This window comes from Marinobacter alexandrii (genome assembly GCA_039984955.1).
Lineage (GTDB): Bacteria > Bacteroidota > Bacteroidia > Cytophagales > Cyclobacteriaceae > Ekhidna.
The window spans coordinates 1,379,350-1,396,980 of the sequence record JBDWTN010000007.1; the positions used below are offsets into that span (position 1 = coordinate 1,379,350).

Consider the following 17,631-nt stretch of genomic DNA (forward strand, 5'->3'; position numbering starts at 1 on the left):
ATTTTCAAAACCGGAGTTAGCGCTTCGGTTTTTTTGTTTAACCGTTTTACGAATTATTAAAATGAAAAATGCAAGCTTGATTCAAGCCGCTGAGTCTCATGGCTCCCCTTTGTATGTGTATGATGCTGATCAAATGAAAAAAAACTACAAACAGTTTATTGAAGCATTTAAAGTTGACAAACTAAAAGTACACTATGCATGTAAAGCGCTGAATAATCAAGCTGTATTAAAACTTTTCAAATCATTGGGTGCTGGTCTTGACTGTGTTTCTTTAGGAGAAGTCCAACTTGGACTTAATGCTGGTTTTACCGCTGAGGATATACTTTTTACACCCAATAATATCTCCATTGATGAATATGAGGAAGCCATTGCTCTGGGAGTAAAAATAAATGTGGATAATCTTTACACACTTGAATATTTTGGACTTAATCATCCAGAGATCCCTCTCTACGTACGAATCAATCCTCATTTAATGGCTGGTGGAAATCAGAATATTTCTGTTGGACATATTGATTCAAAGTTTGGGATATCCATACATCAAGTTCCAAATATTGAGCGAATTGTGAAAAAACTGAATATTAATGTTATGGGTGTGCATGTTCATACCGGTTCAGATATTTTAGATGCAGACGTTTTCATAAAAGCTGCGGAACTAGTATTCAGTGTCGTAGAAAAGTTTGATACAGTCACTCATATCGATTTTGGTAGCGGATTTAAGGTCGCATATAAGCCTGATGATTTGCATACTGATATTACCGCATTTGGAAAAAAATTCAGCAAATCTTTCAAAGACTTTTGTACAAAGCAAGGAAAAGAATACACACTAGAATTTGAGCCCGGAAAATTCATGGTAAGTAATGCCGGATATTTTGTAACCAAAGCAAATCTTATCAAGCAGACTACTTCGTGTACGTTTGTTGGTGTGGACAGTGGCTTCAATCATTTCGTTAGACCAATGTTTTACAATGCTCACCACGAAATAGAAAATATTTCTAATCCTGATGGCGAAAGAAAAGTGTATAATGTGGTAGGATACATCTGTGAGACGGACTCCTTTGCCTCTGACAGAATTATTTCAGAAGTAAGAAAAGGTGATTATTTAGTTTTCAAAAATGCGGGAGCATACTGCGCTACCATGGCATCAAACTATAACTCCAGACCTAGACCTGCAGAAGTTTTGATAGTTGACGGAAAAGACCACTTAATAAAGAGAAGAGAAACAATAGATGATTTACTCAGTACGCAAGTAGAACTAAATCTTTTTGAATGATGGAGGTAAGGAGCGCAATTAAAGACGACCTGTTATCATTGGCCACCTTATTCAATAGCTATAGGGTTTGGTATAAGAAGGGTTCAGATGTAGACGGTGCTAAAAAGTTTTTAGAAGAAAGAATGCATAAACAAGATTCAGAAGTTTATGTATGCGAAGATCAGGGTCAGCTCATTGGATTTGTTCAATTATATCCTCTCTTCTCTTCCACTAGAATGAGCAAGTTTTGGCTTCTTAATGATTTGTTTGTCAATGAAGATTATCGGGGAAAAGGAGTTTCCATTAAGTTAATTGATAGAGCAAAAAAACTAGTTAAGGATAGTGGGGCTTGCGGGATGTATTTAGAAACTGATAAAACCAATTTCGTTGGCAACAAACTATATCCCAAAACTGGATTTCAGCTAAACGAAACTTCTAACTTTTATGAATGGGAGTTAACTAATGGTTAGTTGTTTTCAAACTCATGTTTGAGAAGCCATTGTTTGCGGTGAATACCTCCACCATAACCAACAATGCTACCATCAGATCCTATAATGCGGTGGCACGGAATAATAATAGAGATACGATTTTCTCCATTTGCACGTGCCACTGCCCTTACCGCTTTGACATCTCCTACCACATTGGCTTGCTGTTTGTAAGAACGCGTAACCCCATATGGAATCTTGTTTAATGCGTCCCACACTTTTTGTTGGAATTCAGTTCCAGGAACAACCATTTTCACATCAAACTCTTTTCTTCTCCCCTCAAAATATTCATTCAACTGCTCACTTACTTTATCAATCATTGGATGTTGTCCAGTAACCATCTCAGATCTCATTCTCTTTTTAAGCCTTTCAATTTGAGTCTCAAGCATTTTTCTATCCGTAAACTCGAGAAGACATAATCCCTCATCAGTCACCCCTATCATCATGGGTCCCAATGGTGTTGCTATTCGATTGATTGTAATTATTTGACCTTCCATACCTGGTGTAAATCCTGTTATGTTCTTAAAAGTTTCTGAAAAACCACTCAGCGAATCATATCCTTGCTCAAACGCTGATTTTGTCACCGTTTGTCCTTCCCTAATTTTTAAAAAAGCCCCATTAATTCTACTCATCCGAAGATACGTTTGAAATGTTATTCCATGAGTCTTATTGAAATATCGTCGTACTCTAGAGGGGCTATAGCCCATTAGACTAAGTTCAAAATCTTTCCACTTTTTTTCGGGCTTAGCTTCAACCTCTTTGAGTAATGGAACCAACCAATCTGGAGCAGATTGATAATTTTTCATAGGTCTGCAAATTTTACACGCTCGGTATCCATTTGCAAGTGCATCTTTTGTCGAGGGGAAAAATTCCACATTTTCATATTTTGGCTTACGCGCAGAGCATGTGGGCCTGCAGAAAATACCAGTGGTCCTTACTCCCACAATAAAAACACCTTCATATTGAGAATTTTTGTCCAAAAGAGCTTGATACATTTCGTTAGTTGAAGGAACACTAGTCATAATTCAAAAGTAGAATGGATTGTGATGTGAAAACAACCGAAAATTGAACACGTATTTTTTAATTTAGTAAATATGGCTTTTAACGAACATTTAGCTGACAAACTACGCATAGAGTTAAACAGAAGAAATATTCTATTTGAAGAAAAAAAGATGATGGGTGGATTATGTATCATGGTTGATGATAAAATGTGTGTAGGAGTAATTAAAGATGACCTAATGGCACGTGTCGGTCCGCATGCTTATAATGATTATTTACAAAAAATAGGTGCCCGGCTCATGGACTTCACAAAAAGACCTATGAAAGGTTATCTATATGTTGATTCAGAGGGCTGGGATAATGACACTCAATTAGCTCATTGGGTCGACCAATGCTTGGAGTTCAACAAAGAAGCCATATCCTCCAAAAAGAAATGATCACCCAAACGGGTGATTTTTATTTTTCTTGATTTTGAAAGTTTTCAATCTTGCCTCATTCCCCTAACATTGGTGAAAACTACGAATCATGAAATATACATGCGAAATCACTATCAATCGGCCTAAGAATGAAGTAGGCAAGCTTTTCGGTGACCCTGAAAATATGAAGTTTTGGCAAAAAGGCTTTCAAAGCAAGGAAGTCCTTTCGGGTGATGCTGGGAAAGTAGGTGCTAAAACTAAATTAAAGTACGAACTAGGTAAGAGAAGCTTGACAATGATAGAAACCATCACGCATCGTAATCCTCCTGAAGAATTTCATGGAATATATGAAACCAAGGGAGTGAGAAATCTACAGAAAAACTTTTTTAAAGAGGAAGATGGAAGTACAAAGTGGATTTCCGAGTCAGAGTTTAATTGCTCAGGATTCATGAAAGTAATGGCCTTCTTCATGGGCAAATCTGCTTTTAAAAAACAAAGCAAAGTCTACATGGAGGACTTCAAATCCTTTGCAGAAGGAAATCCGAAGTACGGGGGGTAACAAAGAGGTTAAATAGAATTAGTCTCGTAATTAAGTATTTGCTTGTTTCCGAAATTGTGTATAATTAAGTATCAATTGCATAATTCAAGGACTTTATTGCAGGACTGAGAAGAAGGCCTTTTTAAAGTATATACTCATCTTCCTCTCTATACCTCTGCTGTCGCAAGACTATCAATACACCCAATATACGACTTCAAATGGCTTACCTAGTTCTGAAGTATATGATATCATTCAAGATGATTGGGGTTATTTATGGCTTTCTACAGACAATGGGCTCTGCCGATATGATGGGTATGATTTTAAACATTACAGTATAAAGGATGGGTTGCCAGATAATACCACCTTTAATTTTTTTAAAAATGAAAATGGTGAAATATGGTGCTCGGCATTTAATCAAACAATGTTCATCATCTCAGGAGAATCACCCTCTTTCCGCCCTTATGAATATAACGAAGTACTACAAAACCTCCCCCAAGGTCATATTATAAACAATCTCACTTTTGATTCAGAAGGCACCCTCTATTTCACTTTCCTGCATCATACCGGATATTTAAAAATTCTACCCAATGGAGCTCATGAAAACTATTTAGGGAGTATTGAGAGAGGCCACATAGAAATTAATTATATACAAAAATTAAATCCCGATGGGTTCACTTATTATGATCGTCCTAAATCAAAATATCCTAAACCTACTGGACTGATAAACAAGTCGTTTCATTCTAGCGTAGAAAAAACCCCTCGCAACATTGATGGTGCCTATTTTGATGCTTCGGGAAACAATTTTTTCACCCTTGAAAACGGTATTACACAAATAGATAGTGTAGGAAAAGTTCGTTCCATTCCAATTTCCCGTTTCATTCTGGAAATTTCAAAATTAGATGAATCACACTTTTGGGTGTCATCCATTTCTGGTGGTGTCAGAATATTTGATCAATATGGAAATCTCACTCGTCATATTTTAGATGGCCTTTCCATTTCTATGATTTATGCTGATCATGAAGGAGGTTTGTGGATCTCTACTCTTCGAAATGGGGTATTTTATGTTAAGAATAAAAAAATGTTAAACTTCAGCCTGCCTAACGGCAAGGTAGGGATTTCTGACCTTGCTGTAGATAACTCTAAAAATCTTTGGGTGGGTCTGCGTAATGGAGATATTTACAGAAAATTCCACGGTTCTTTTAAGCTCGTGCATGAAGCTACCGAACATTCGATAAACGCTCACCTTTTTCAGGATCCATCAAGAGAGACTTTATACTATAGTTCAGACTTCTATTTACATAATGATCAAAGCCAAGATAGTATGTTCATAGGTTCGAACATAGGCTTCCAAATTGTACACGATTCATCAAACAAACTAGCTTATGTCAACAACCACTTTGGAGTTAGTTCAATAACTGAAGAAAATGGTGAACTAAAAAGTGAGCTCTCCGGAATCAGAGTATATGATCTGGACTTCTTCAATGAAGAAATGTATTTAGCCTGCAAAACTGGACTTTTTGTGAAGAAAAATGATAGAGCTATACGCAAGGATAGTAGCAATGCCATTTTATCCTCACGCCTAAATGATCTATGTATTTTAAACGACTACCTGGTTTTAGCATCAAGTGGGTATGGTACGATATTTTACGATGAGCATACTATGTGGACGATATCTCAAAAGCAAGGGCTTACTGGCGACTTTGTATCAAAACTGTATGTAGAAGATAGCCACACATTATGGGTATGTACGAATACTGGCTTGAATCGGATTAAATTCCACCAAGACAATTCATACGAAATTGAAACCATTGAATTTAACGATGGGCTAATTAGTAATGAAGTAACGGACATTGAAATAACTAGAGATACTGTTTGGGTAGCCACAAGAGAAGGGTTGAGTTGCTTCTCTAAAAACTTGCTATCTCAACCAAAAAAAACTATCAATTATTTTCTTAAAAGCCAGGGAGTTTTAATCAATGAAAAAGTCTTGAATAAGGAAAAATCTCTTTTCCTTCCGTATGATAAGAATCGTGTCGAGTTCAGGTTTTCAGGAATTTCATTCAATGAATCCGAAAAATTGATTTACAGATACAAACTTGAAGGACTTGAAGATAATTGGAATTATACCGAAAGCAGAACCGCTTTATATTCCACACTACCAGATGGTGAATATCACTTCATTGTTGAATTAAAAGGAAGGAATAAAACATGGCAATCAGAAAGGTTGAATACCCTCATTACAATATATCCTCCCTATTGGAAAACATGGTGGTTTATCCTAGCCAGCGTCATAGCCATCTTTTTGCTAGCCTATTTGTTTTTCCGTTACCGAGTCTTTGCCAGAAATCGTGACCTGATAAGAGAACTCTTAAGACAGGGCCTCAAGAAAGTAAATAGAAATCCATCGCATATTCTAATAAAAGACGCAGGGAAAGAAATCAAAATACAAACGAAAGATATTCTTTTCGTTAAGTCTGAAGGAAATTATTTAAAAGTAGTAACTGAAAAAGACAACTATCTTTTTAGAGAAAAAATCGGAAATTTTTTTAAACTAACTCCTGACCCACTTGAATTTATAAGAGTCAGAAGATCATACATTGTTAGAATAGATAAAGTCACCCAAAAAGGGAGAAAACACTTATTGATAGGCGACCACAAAATCCAGATCGGGGAAACCTACCTCAAGGAATTAAATAAAATTGTATTATAACACTTTGGTTTATCACTTTTTCACGGTGTTTCGTCACAAGTCGTTGATTATGAATCACTTTAAATAACTCTCAATCATAGGTTTGGAAATGTTTACAAAACAAAACACCTATGAAAATTACGGAATTAAAAAATTTAATACTACTTATCCTACTGTTTGAGGGATCGGTAAGTTTAGCTCAGCAACCTCAGTGGTTTATTAAAAATCAAACTGAGTTAGGTTCTAAAATCGTGGACCTCAGGCCCAATTTAGGACCAGTCCTGCAAGCTCCACCTTCTCTATTAATGCCACCGTCCAATAGCTGGTTGTACTCTTTCAAGGAAGCTGACAATGCGATATATGACGAAAATGGAGATTTGGAAATTTATATTGCGCATGATGAGGTATTTGACGCTAGCGGGAATAATATTTTCACGTTGGTTGATCAATCCTATTCACCCTTTTACGAACTTGATTACGATCATCTTCATGATCAGGATTTAGCAATCGCTCGGGTACCATATGACTGTAGCAAGTACTACATTTTTAGATACGCTTGGGAGAATCAAGCGGTCAAAATTCACTATTGGATATATGACATCAGTCTTAACACATTCCTGGTGGATACAAATGGAACACTCTATCCGAATGGTGTTAATTGGATTCCAGGAAACCAAGTGTACTCCAATGTATCTAATAACAATGGGGAAAATTCAGTTCGAAACATATCGATTTCTAAAATAAATAATAGTGGAGAACGACTCGTTTTATTTGAAGACGATGAATGGGTTCATAAGATAACTCTGAGTCAATCGGGGATTACTTATGATGGCCAATTTTTTCAAAAATCCGGATCTGGAGGAGACTACCTACATGAAGCAGAAGTAGTAAAACTCATAGATGGAAGTTATCGCTATGCAACCATGTCACAGGAGTCTAATGTATCATTCGGCGAACTACTCAGCATAGATAACGCTGGAAACCTGGTTAGTAACTCCATATTCACAACAAACGGACTGATTAAAGGGGTAGAGTTTTCCATTGATGGAAACTACCTGTATTTCACCAAAAACGTTTATCCATATTTACAATATGTCGATGTGTCTACTTCGTCTGTTATTAATTCACTAGCTCCTTCTTTTCTGAATGCAGGCGAAGCAAATACTTTCGCTCAGCAGAGAAGTTCTTTCGAATCTGCATCCATTGAAGTAGCTCATGATGGAAAAATGTATTTTGCAGGAGGGATTGGCATGAGCTCGCTGGCAGATTCCAACGATCCAAACTCATTGTGGATTAACCTAGACATGCCATTAATTGTGGATGAATACTCAGTCGGTATTTCAGAAAAATTTAGACCACTGCCAAGCCAGGTGGATGGAGAATTACTGTATACGCCTATCACGTTACCTTCAGTCGTTACAGCATGCGGAAACAATTTTCCACAAGTATGTGTGGAAGATTATCCAGGATTCACATATTACTGGTCTTTGTCAGGATCACAGCTCAGTCAAGGTTTTGGCTCTTGTTTTAATCCAAACCAGTATGGACAATACAATCTCAAAGTGACAGATGAAAACTTATGTGAGAAATGGTATAGTATCGAAGTTCAGAATGATTTACCAAACATTCCTCCTATCAAATATTATAGCTATTGTTCATTGAAAGGTAAATATCCTGCCTTTGTTGGATGGGGGTCAAATCCAATGCTTGGTTATCAGGGTTTTTATGGAATTGAGTGGACGTATGAAGGAAATCCAATATCCAGTGGTGGATCCGATTATCAGATTCCCAATCAGGGAGATGGCACTTACACGGCGACCGTGCACACCATATGCGGATCTCAAACATTTACGTTCACTGTTTATGACCAATTGTCGAATTACTCTTCGCATCCTTTCGCTTTATCTCAGTTTGATGGATTTTATTCGCTCCCTCCTTCAAACGCTAATTATGCACGATTTAAGCGAGTAGGAACAAATCCGTGGATCAATGACCATTTTTGGACAATTTCGGATGGCACTACCACAGTCAATTCGGTAGATCAGCTGATCTACTTCCCATATACACCGGGCTCTGGAGTCGTATTAACATTAACTCTAAAGCTTACAGATCATGAGAATTGCACCATCTACACGAATACAACTACTTGGTCGGATCCTCCAGGAGATATTATCGATGATAGTGAAATTGCTGTTGTCGTTACTCCTAATCCTACCGATGGAAACACATCTGTTCTGATAGAGAATTTTGATTCTGACAAAAACTACACGTTAGAAGTCACACGATTAGACGGAAGAAGTTTCTTAAAACAAGAGATCTCTTCTGAAAGGACTGCTTTAGACCTTAGTAGATTTGAACAAGGCATGTACTTAGTGAAAGTTTCCAATGAAACATGGGCTTCTACTGTGCGAGTTATAAAAGAATAGTCCATCAATTCAAAAACAGAAGCCCTACCTAAAAAAGGTAGGGCTTCTGTTTTTTCCACTCATTACTTGAAGCTCTACTCAGGTGCTTTCTCGTCAGGATATTCTTTTTTGAATCCATCCCAAAATTCAGCAATCGTCTGTTTCATATCTTTTCTGAGCATCAGAATACCCACAAGGTTCGGTAAAGTCATTACCGCTATTGTGATTCCGGAGAGTGTCCAAATAATCGTTGTATCAGCGAAAGAAGCAACGAAAAATGCCACCACATAAACCAATCTATAATATTTCACTGATTTAGGTCCAAAGAGATAAGTCATGGCTCTGTCACCATAGTAAGACCAGCTAATAGCCGTACTAAACGCAAACATGAGGAGTCCAATAGAAACGATATACTTCCCTGATTCTCCAAAAAAGCTTCTGGTAAATGCTTCTGCTGTAAGTGGTGCACTGTGAACCAAAGATTTGCCTTCAAATATCAGGTCTAAGTTTTCAGGCTTTCCGTTAATTATGTTTACAGATCCATTCATAGGAGTTCCCTCACTTGAAATTCTTACTTCCTCCGCAAGTGATCGTGCATTAATGATTGATACTTCGTTTTGAATTTCTCCATCTACCACATCAAGTGATCCATTGAATAGTGGTAACGAATTAGTTTCACTTATATGACCATAGAGCTCTTGTTTACCCACATCAGTAGCGTCTGAATAAATACCCTGAACGATCGACATGTCTGTGTAATCAAACTGATTGGGGAGTTTCTCATTCCACACACCTGATGAAAGTAGAACCAAAGCAGTAACTGTACAAATCACAATAGTATCAATGAATGGCTCAAGTATAGCTACAAAGCCTTCCGAAACGGGCTCATGTCCCTTCGCTGCTGCATGGGCAATCGGCGCACTACCTTGACCAGCTTCATTGGAAAAAAGACCTCTTCCCACTCCTTTATTAAAAGCAAACGCAATAGATGCTCCTAAGAAACCACCTGTAGCAGCAGAACCCGAAAACAAGTCTGCGAAAATGGAGACGAATGATGGAACAATGTTTCCAATATTGTAGAAAATCACCGCAAAAGCTCCAATGAAGTATATCAATGCCATTGCAGGCACAAGTCTTGAGGTTACAGCAGCTATTCGCTTGATTCCTCCGATGATTACCAGACCTAATAAAACAGCTAGTACTCCTCCTACCAGCATTTCATCAAAACCAAAAGTAGCATTCAGAGAATCCGCTATACTATTTATCTGAGGTAAAGAACCTGTACCAAAAGAAGATAAGACTGTTGCTCCCGCAAAAATTGCAGCCAACCATCCCATATTCAATTTATTTTTCATGTAGTACATAGGTCCTCCAGCCATTGTACCATCAGCTGTCTTCTCTCTGTATTTATGTGATAAGGTGACTTCCACAAATTTTGTACACATACCCACTGCAGCTGTCATAAGCATCCAAAAAACAGCCGCTGGTCCTCCAATGTGAACTGCAAGCGCTACTCCTGCAATATTTCCCGTCCCAACGGTACCCGAAAGTGCAGTAGTTAGTGCCTGGAAATGGTTTGTGTCTCCTTCGTCATCTTCCTTATCAAATTTTCCTTTTACTACTTTAAAAGCAAATCTGAAATATCTTATCTGAGGAAACTTTAAGTAAATAGTGAAGAATAGCCCTGTTCCCAACAAAGCATATGGAAACCACATAGAGCTACCAATGTAGCTATCTATTAGAGAAAGAAAATCGTTAAGCTCTCGCATGAATTAATTTTTTCGGTTTTCTGAATCCGACAAAAATAGCCTTTTTAATGAATCACACTAATTTCAAAACAAGTCATTACGCAGCTTTTAGTTTAAGCGGAATATTTAGCCTCAAAAAGGTCAATTTCTGTATCTTTCTCCATAGAACACTATTAAAACTTAAAACCTAAACACACATGGAAGAAATGATTAATGATGCCTCTGAACATTCAGAGCAACTGATTGATCTTATATGGACCTGGGGTCCGAAAGTCGTTACCGCCATTTTAACTCTAATTATTGGCCTTTGGATCATCGGTGCTCTTGTTCGAACGTTTGGAAAAACATTGAATAAGCGAAATGTAGATCCTTCACTGAGTCCATTCTTAAAATCACTCCTAGGAGCTATACTAAAAATTATGCTTTTCATCTCTGTGATTGGCATGGTGGGTATTCAAGCAACAAGCTTTGTAGCTGTATTAGGAGCTGCTGGTTTAGCTGTAGGTTTTGCGCTACAGGGGACTCTTCAAAATTTTGCCGGTGGAGTTATTATCCTGTTATTGAAACCTTTCAAGGTGGGTGATTGGATTGACACAGGTAGTTACTCTGGAACTGTACATGCTATTCAAATTTTCAACACTTTCTTGAAGACTCCCGATAATAAAACAATCATTATTCCAAATGGAGGCTTAGCCAATTCAGCACTAACCAATTATTCAACAGAGCCCAGAAGAAGAGTTGATTTCACATTTGGTGTTGGTTATGGTGACAGTACTGATAAGACCAGGGAAACTCTTATGACATTGATAAATGCTGATGACAGAATTTTAAAAGATCCAGAACCCTTTATTGCGGTATCTGAACTAGCTGATAGCTCCGTGAATTTTGTGGTTCGAATTTGGGTAGAAGCTGCCGACTATTGGGGAGTTCACTTTGATATGAATGAGAAAGTATATAATAAGTTTAATGAGGTTGGGCTCAACATTCCCTTCCCTCAGATGGATGTTCATGTTCACAAATAGGGCTGATCAAAGTCAATGAAATAAAACACTAAAAGTCCGGTTTTCGAATCGGACTTTTTTATTTTTATACTAATGAGACAAAATATTTCTTCAGGAGCTCCATGGGAAGACCAAGTTGGATACTGCAGAGCAGTACGAGTTGGCAATACCATAGAAGTATCAGGGACTGCACCTGTGCGTGATGGTAAAACCATGGGTGACAATGCGTATGAACAAACCAAAGTATGTCTGGAAATCATAAAAGAAGCCATAGAAAAAGCTGGAGGGAAAATAGAGGATGTAGTGCGCACAAGAATGTTCGTTACCGATATATCTCAGTGGGTAGCTATTGGTAAAGCACACGGTGAAGTTTTCAAAAACATCAAACCTGCTACCACGATGGTTGAGGTGAACGCCTTGATTGAACCAGATATGTTTATTGAGATCGAAGCAACTGCTATACTTAGCTAATTATATCATAAATGAAACTTGCAGCTAGCTTAGCTGTACGCCCATCATCGTATTTTGGGTTCATCTCTGCTACATCAAAACTCACTACTTTTTCAGATTTTAGTATTTCACTCATCAGTGGTTTGATATGATGTGGAAGTATTCCGTATGGATTTACTGCACTTACTCCAGGAGCTACTCCCGATGAAAATACATCTAAATCAAGAGTAATTGCAATATGATCAACCTTATCCATGAAGTAACTAATCTTCGCTAACAAGTCATCTTTAGGTTCTTCCAATAATTCCTCCATTGTGATGTATGACTGGTTCTTATCACGCATTAAATCAAACATAGGAGCAATGTTGACAGCTTTATTTATCCCTATTGGCATGTACTGAAAATTTTCGCGTGTTTCTAGCAGTTGACGTGCCCAACTTCCCGAATGAGGACCTTGTGGATATGTTCTCAAATCAAAATGAGGATCAAAGTTGATCATGCCTATTTTTCTTTCTGGATGAGCATTTAACACACCCATTCCATGACCAAAACTTATTTCATGACCTCCACCAAGTATGATAGGAAAAGATCCGTTTCTCAATATACCCTCTACGTATCGAGCTAGTTCTTTTTGTGCATTCTCCAATTGATCTCCACTTACAATCACGTCCCCAACATCAGTTAAATCAACCTTATCATCGAAATGAACTGCTAAGTTCGCCATCGCCTTTCGAATAGCCTCTGGCCCTTCCACAGCTCCTGTTCTACCTTGATTCCGTTTAACCCCAACATCTGAACAAAGTCCTAAAAAGCAGAAACCTTGAGGAATTTGGGTATTCAGATCTCCAACATTCATCACTTGATGCCAGACATCTCTAGTAGATCCAGGGTCTTGTCTTCCCTTCCAAATTGTCTTATTACCTGGTTTATACATCTAAACTAAATTCCCATTTTTCCAAACCATATCAGGCTTTAACTTCCCTTGATTATAAAGTATCTCTTGATAATCGCCAATAGGAAAAGCTATCATATCAGCTATCATACCTTCAGCTATTCTCCCACGATCATTGAGTCCCAACGCTTTTGCCGCTCTGAAGGTGATCCCAGATAAAATCTCTGCTGTTGACAATTTTTCATATATCCCAAGTATTGATGCTTGAACTAGCAAATCTCCCATTGGACCTGAACCTGGATTCCAATCTGTAGAGATAGCAAGTGATGCTCCCGCATCTAGCAGTTTCCGTGCTGGAGTAAAATTCATTCCTAAACCAAGACTAGCCCCTGGCAGTGCAACAGCTACCGTTTCGGATTTTGCTAATAATTCCACCTCATTATCTGTACTTGCTTCTAGATGATCAGCACTTTTTGCTCCTAGTTCAACTGCGATTTTGCTCCCTCCTGTGTGAAATTGATCTGCATGTACCGTTAAATCAAATCCAAGATTCTTAGCTGCAAGCATATATTCTTTCGCTATTTCCATCGGGAAGGCTGACGGCTCTACAAAAATATCCACACGCCTAGTCAAATCCTTAGCTAGTAATTGTGGAAGCAGCTCACTTTCCAGGTACCTCAAAAATTCTTGCTTATCATCAAACTCTTTTGGGCAAACATGAGCTGCCAAGCAAGTAGAGATTAAGTCTGCCTTAACATCAAGCTTAGAATTTTTTATTACTTCTAAAATTTTGATTTCATTCTCTAGATCAAGTCCATACCCACTTTTTACTTCTATGGTAGTCACACCGTCCTTCAAGTGACGGTTTGCTCTCCGCATCAGTCCTTCCTTAAGTTCTTCAAAAGATGCACCCCTGGTTTTGGTTACAGAATCAAATATGCCACCTCCTTGTTCAAGGATTAGTTCATAGGATTCACCTGACATTCGAAGAGTATAATCACGTGCACGAGTTCCCCCCCATACTAGATGAGTATGGCAGTCTATCAAACCTGGCATTAAAACATGATCACCTTCAACTCGAATAAGTTCATCAGCTTCTGATTTTAACCGATCGAAATCGTCAACTTGCAAAATATTTTCTCCATCAATAATTACCCCTCCATTTTTTAAAATATCTAGCTTAGAGTCGCCTAAAGCTCCCTTTTCAGAAGTTGATGCGAGTGTGATGATCTCCTTGAATGGACCAATAAGTTTCGACATGGTACGAAAATTGAATTATGTTGAAATAGATATTAAAATTCAAAAGTGATATTTATTATTAAATACTGATGAATTTTAATTGAAGATTTCATGTCACATTATAAAAATTATAAATGTGCATGAAAAGTTACCACTTTTGTACATTGTATGACTAAACCACGATCCAAATGAAAAAGTATTACCTATCACTGATCTTAACCTGCGGTTTCTTATTATCAAGTGCCCAAATGGGAAGTTTCGCTTTATCCCTAGGACTACCTCAAAATGACTTCAAAGCAAATACAGATGCCACTGGATTTGGCGCAGATCTTTCCCTTGCATTCCCATTTCAAAAAGGAGTACCTGTCTATCTAGGGTTAGATTTTAACTACATGGTTTATGGTAGAAATGCCCAGGACGAAGACTTATTCGCAACGATCAACGATCAAAATGGAGCAGAGCTCGCCAGGCTTGACATCCCGCTAAGAATTGTCAACACAAATAGCATCTTCGGAACACATGCTTTTATAAGAGGCATTATCCCACTGGATATGATTCAGCCATACGGAGAAGTCCTTTTTGGCTTTCGGTATATATCAACCAATACAAAAATTCTTGATCGATCAAACGATAGAAGATGGGCAACAGAAGAAGATTCAGACGTAATTTCAAGAGAAACGGTATTGGACGATTGGATACTTAGCTATGGATTTGGTGGGGGGTTTCTTATAAAAGTTAGCTCTAATTTCTTTGTTGATCTCCGTGCCAATTTCTTTAAAGGTCAGCGAGCTCAATATTTTGACGGTAACGATACTGAATCTTGGGAGGTAACTTTTTCAGGCTCCAATTTTGATGAAGCGACTGTAACTGGAGATGACTTACAATTTGAGACACAACCCCGTGAATCAACCACTGATATGCTGGTAATCAAATTAGGAGTTGCCTTTAAAATCTAATAACCGTACTTATCCTTCCATCTTGTCCGAAGAAACTTTCTTAATTCTTCTTCGCGAGCATTTTGACCAGGATCGTAAAGTTTAGTTTGCGTGATTTCGTCCGGCAAAAATTCCATTTCTGCAAAATTCATTGGATGATCATGGGCGTATTTGTAGCCTTTGCCATAGCCTTGATCCTTCATGAGTTTTGTAGGCGAGTTTCTAATCGCCATTGGAACGGGTAAATCACCTGTCTTTTGTACCAATGCCTGGGCCTGATTGATTGCCATATAACTTGCATTACTTTTCGGAGAAGATGCGAGATATGTAACACACTGAGAGAGAATGATTCTAGATTCAGGGTATCCGATAAGGTTTACTGCTTGAAACGCGTTTGTGGCCATCACCAATGCCGTGGGGTTAGCGTTTCCAATATCTTCTGAAGCCAGAATGACCAGTCTTCGTGCAATAAACTTCACGTCTTCACCCCCTTCAATCATCCTTGCTAAGTAGTAAACAGCGGCATTGGGATCGCTACCCCTTATTGATTTAATGAATGCGGAAATGACATCATAGTGCATTTCTCCCTTCTTATCGTACAGGACAGTTTTTCGCTGAGCTGCTTCTATCACTTTGTCGTCAGTGATGACCTTTTTCTTAGCCTCATCACTTTTAACAACTAACTCCAGCAGATTCAAAAGTTTACGACCATCCCCTCCAGAAAGATTGAAGAGTGCTTCTGTTTCTTTCAGATCAACTTGCTCATTCCTTAGATCTTCATCATTTTCCAAGGCTTTGTTTACAAGTGTTAGAAGGTTTTCTTTCGTTAAAGCGTTAAGCGTATATACCTGAGATCTTGATATAAGAGCTGAATTTACTTCGAAGCTTGGATTCTCTGTTGTTGCCCCGATCAAGGTTATTACTCCTTTTTCAACTGCCCCAAGTAGTGCATCTTGCTGAGCCTTATTAAAACGATGGATTTCATCAATAAATAGAATTGCCTTATTTCCTCGGCTAGCTGTCTGGATAACTTCTCTTACTTCTTTTACTCCAGCACTAATAGCACTCAACGTATGAAATGGCCTTTTCACTTCATTTGCAATGATATTTGCAATGGTTGTTTTACCAGTCCCAGGAGGACCCCATAAAATCATTGATGGCACTTGACCTGTACCAATTGCCCTTCTGAGCACACCATTTTCTCCTACTAAATGCTCTTGTCCCACCAAGTCTGATAGCCTGGAGGGTCGCATACGTTCTGCAAGAGGAGAATTATCCTGAAACATTATTTACAGTTTTCTAATTTTTTTATCGCACTTTTCAATTGAGCACTCTGCTTATTAGCCTCTTCAAGGTTAAGATTAGCCATTTCTGCTTGTTTTTCAGCTTCTGCTTGAGCCATCCTTGCTTCAGCAGCAGCTTGTAGTGCCAATTCTGTTTGCTTTTCAGCTTCCGCTTTTAGTTCTAGATTTTCAGTTTTAAGAAGCTCATTTTCTTCAATCAATTTCTGATTTGGACTGCAAGAGCTAAAAGCAATCAATAAAACTATCGTTGCAAAGTATTTCATAATTTTTAGCTAAAAGTACGAAATACATAGTTGCAATTCCGAAGATTAATCTCCTCAGAATATCATTTTTTTAGAACGATTATGTTACCGCCTAAGATTAGGATCATACCAACTATAAGATGCCATCCAAACAAGTAATCTTCAAAGACTACAGAAAGTGATACAGCAATAACCGGTATCACTAAGAGCACATAGCCAGCTTTATCCGCACCTATTTTTCCTATGAGCGTCAGGTAAGATCCAAAAGCGATAATAGATCCGAAAATAGATAGATAAAGCAAAGAAGAAAGGTAGCTGAAGCTGATATCTATTGACATTTCAGAACCGGTTACAAGTGCCATGATAGCTATGATTATTCCGCCATATAACATACCAAAGGCATTTGTTTGAATGACGGGCATGCTTTTCTTTTGATTAAAAGCTGAGGCAATATTTCCTAACGAGGCAATGATTACAGATACAAAACAGATGGTTAAGTGAAAAGCTTTAAAGTCTGCTTTACCCAATCCTAATAGCTCTTGCCTGAATAGTAAAAGAGTTCCTAATATTCCAAGTAAAGCACCAATGTATACCTTTTTCTCTGCAAGTTTTTTTAGGAATATTCTACCAAAAAAAACATTTAGAAAAATGATGCATGAAAACATTACCGCCACAAGAGCACTAACCAATTCTTGCTCTGCGATGTAGACAAACCAATAATTAAATCCGAAAAGTAGAGAACCTTGCAAAGCCATCCTCAAATGCTCTCTGCTTGAGAAGTTAAGATTCAGTTTTCTAAGTTTAGAATAAATCAATAAGATTACTCCAGCTAAAACAAATCGATAGCTTACGGACCAGGTTGGGTCTACTTCACCAAGCTGAAATTTGATAACAAAAAAGGTCGAACCCCATATTAATGCCGGGATAGCAAACAAGGATGTAGAACTCAATCTCATGCCTCGAAGCTAGTTGTTTACCTACCATTATTATTCTAAGAAGTATGAAGATTTTTAATCAACATATGGATTATTCTTAATGC

Annotated in this window: 16 protein-coding genes; 9 read left to right on the plus strand and 7 right to left on the minus strand. The window is 37.9% G+C overall.

Translation table 11 applies throughout. The features are described 5' to 3' along the window. The first annotated feature begins 61 nt into the window (after positions 1-61). Both lysA and ABJQ32_12385 read left to right on the plus strand, forming a co-directional pair. On the plus strand, positions 62-1,270 hold the full coding sequence (gene lysA / locus ABJQ32_12380; GenBank protein ID MEP5290440.1) for a diaminopimelate decarboxylase: 1,209 nt from the start codon (positions 62-64) through the stop codon (positions 1,268-1,270). Continuing rightward, positions 1,267-1,719, plus strand: a complete 453-nt coding sequence (locus ABJQ32_12385; protein MEP5290441.1) for a GNAT family N-acetyltransferase — start codon at positions 1,267-1,269, stop codon at positions 1,717-1,719. Before lysA ends, ABJQ32_12385 begins: the two co-directional genes overlap by 4 nt. Here ABJQ32_12385 and ABJQ32_12390 read toward each other — a convergent pair. Then, complete coding sequence (locus tag ABJQ32_12390; protein ID MEP5290442.1) at positions 1,716-2,540, minus strand: methylated-DNA--[protein]-cysteine S-methyltransferase; 825 nt, start codon at positions 2,538-2,540, stop codon at positions 1,716-1,718. The two genes, ABJQ32_12385 and ABJQ32_12390, sit on opposite strands and share 4 nt — an antisense overlap. Positions 2,541-2,828: 288 nt before the next feature. Here ABJQ32_12390 and ABJQ32_12395 point away from each other — a divergent pair, with 288 nt between their 5' ends. From ABJQ32_12395 to ABJQ32_12410, 4 genes are all read left to right on the plus strand, one after another. Then, positions 2,829-3,170, plus strand: coding sequence for a TfoX/Sxy family protein (locus ABJQ32_12395; protein ID MEP5290443.1), 342 nt, complete (start codon positions 2,829-2,831; stop codon positions 3,168-3,170). An 88-nt stretch (positions 3,171-3,258) separates the two neighbouring features. Beyond that, positions 3,259-3,708: an SRPBCC family protein gene (locus ABJQ32_12400; protein ID MEP5290444.1), complete on the plus strand. Its 450-nt coding sequence runs from the start codon at positions 3,259-3,261 to the stop codon at positions 3,706-3,708. Positions 3,709-4,108: 400 nt separating this feature from the next. After that, a complete protein-coding gene (locus ABJQ32_12405) occupies positions 4,109-6,397 on the plus strand; it encodes a LytTR family transcriptional regulator DNA-binding domain-containing protein (protein ID MEP5290445.1) in 2,289 nt (762 codons plus the stop codon). Between the two features lie 110 nt (positions 6,398-6,507). Beyond that, positions 6,508-8,802, plus strand: a complete 2,295-nt coding sequence (locus tag ABJQ32_12410) for a T9SS type A sorting domain-containing protein (protein MEP5290446.1) — start codon at positions 6,508-6,510, stop codon at positions 8,800-8,802. 74 nt (positions 8,803-8,876) lie between these two features. Here the strand turns inward: ABJQ32_12410 and ABJQ32_12415 are convergent, their stop codons facing one another. Next, positions 8,877-10,550: an AGCS family amino acid carrier protein gene (locus ABJQ32_12415; protein MEP5290447.1), complete on the minus strand. Its 1,674-nt coding sequence runs from the start codon at positions 10,548-10,550 to the stop codon at positions 8,877-8,879. Between the two features lie 176 nt (positions 10,551-10,726). On the opposite strand from ABJQ32_12415, the gene ABJQ32_12420 reads away from it, so the two are divergent. Further along, the gene (locus tag ABJQ32_12420; protein ID MEP5290448.1) at positions 10,727-11,551 is read left to right on the plus strand and encodes a mechanosensitive ion channel domain-containing protein; all 825 of its coding nucleotides are present in this window, start codon (positions 10,727-10,729) and stop codon (positions 11,549-11,551) included. A gap of 72 nt (positions 11,552-11,623) precedes the next feature. Then, entirely contained in the window at positions 11,624-12,001 is a 378-nt protein-coding gene (locus ABJQ32_12425) for a RidA family protein (GenBank protein MEP5290449.1), read from the plus strand. On the opposite strand, the gene hutG is transcribed toward ABJQ32_12425, so the two are convergent. Continuing rightward, positions 11,994-12,914 (minus strand): formimidoylglutamase, encoded by a 921-nt coding sequence (hutG, locus tag ABJQ32_12430; protein MEP5290450.1) that lies wholly within the window; start codon positions 12,912-12,914, stop codon positions 11,994-11,996. The two genes, ABJQ32_12425 and hutG, sit on opposite strands and share 8 nt — an antisense overlap. Then, the gene (gene hutI, locus ABJQ32_12435; protein ID MEP5290451.1) at positions 12,915-14,132 is read right to left on the minus strand and encodes an imidazolonepropionase; all 1,218 of its coding nucleotides are present in this window, start codon (positions 14,130-14,132) and stop codon (positions 12,915-12,917) included. A gap of 167 nt (positions 14,133-14,299) precedes the next feature. On the opposite strand from hutI, the gene ABJQ32_12440 reads away from it, so the two are divergent. Further along, complete coding sequence (locus ABJQ32_12440) at positions 14,300-15,067, plus strand: hypothetical protein (GenBank protein MEP5290452.1); 768 nt, start codon at positions 14,300-14,302, stop codon at positions 15,065-15,067. On the opposite strand, the gene ABJQ32_12445 is transcribed toward ABJQ32_12440, so the two are convergent. The 3 genes from ABJQ32_12445 to ABJQ32_12455 form a co-directional block, all read right to left on the minus strand. Next, positions 15,064-16,332 carry a replication-associated recombination protein A gene (locus tag ABJQ32_12445; GenBank protein MEP5290453.1) on the minus strand — a complete coding sequence of 423 codons (1,269 nt, stop codon included), beginning with the start codon at positions 16,330-16,332 and terminating at the stop codon, positions 15,064-15,066. The genes ABJQ32_12440 and ABJQ32_12445 overlap by 4 nt on opposite strands. After that, positions 16,332-16,613, minus strand: coding sequence for a hypothetical protein (locus tag ABJQ32_12450; protein ID MEP5290454.1), 282 nt, complete (start codon positions 16,611-16,613; stop codon positions 16,332-16,334). The genes ABJQ32_12445 and ABJQ32_12450 overlap by 1 nt, the downstream gene beginning before the upstream one ends. A gap of 62 nt (positions 16,614-16,675) precedes the next feature. Next, positions 16,676-17,548 carry an EamA family transporter gene (locus ABJQ32_12455; GenBank protein ID MEP5290455.1) on the minus strand — a complete coding sequence of 291 codons (873 nt, stop codon included), beginning with the start codon at positions 17,546-17,548 and terminating at the stop codon, positions 16,676-16,678. Positions 17,549-17,631 lie beyond the last annotated feature (83 nt).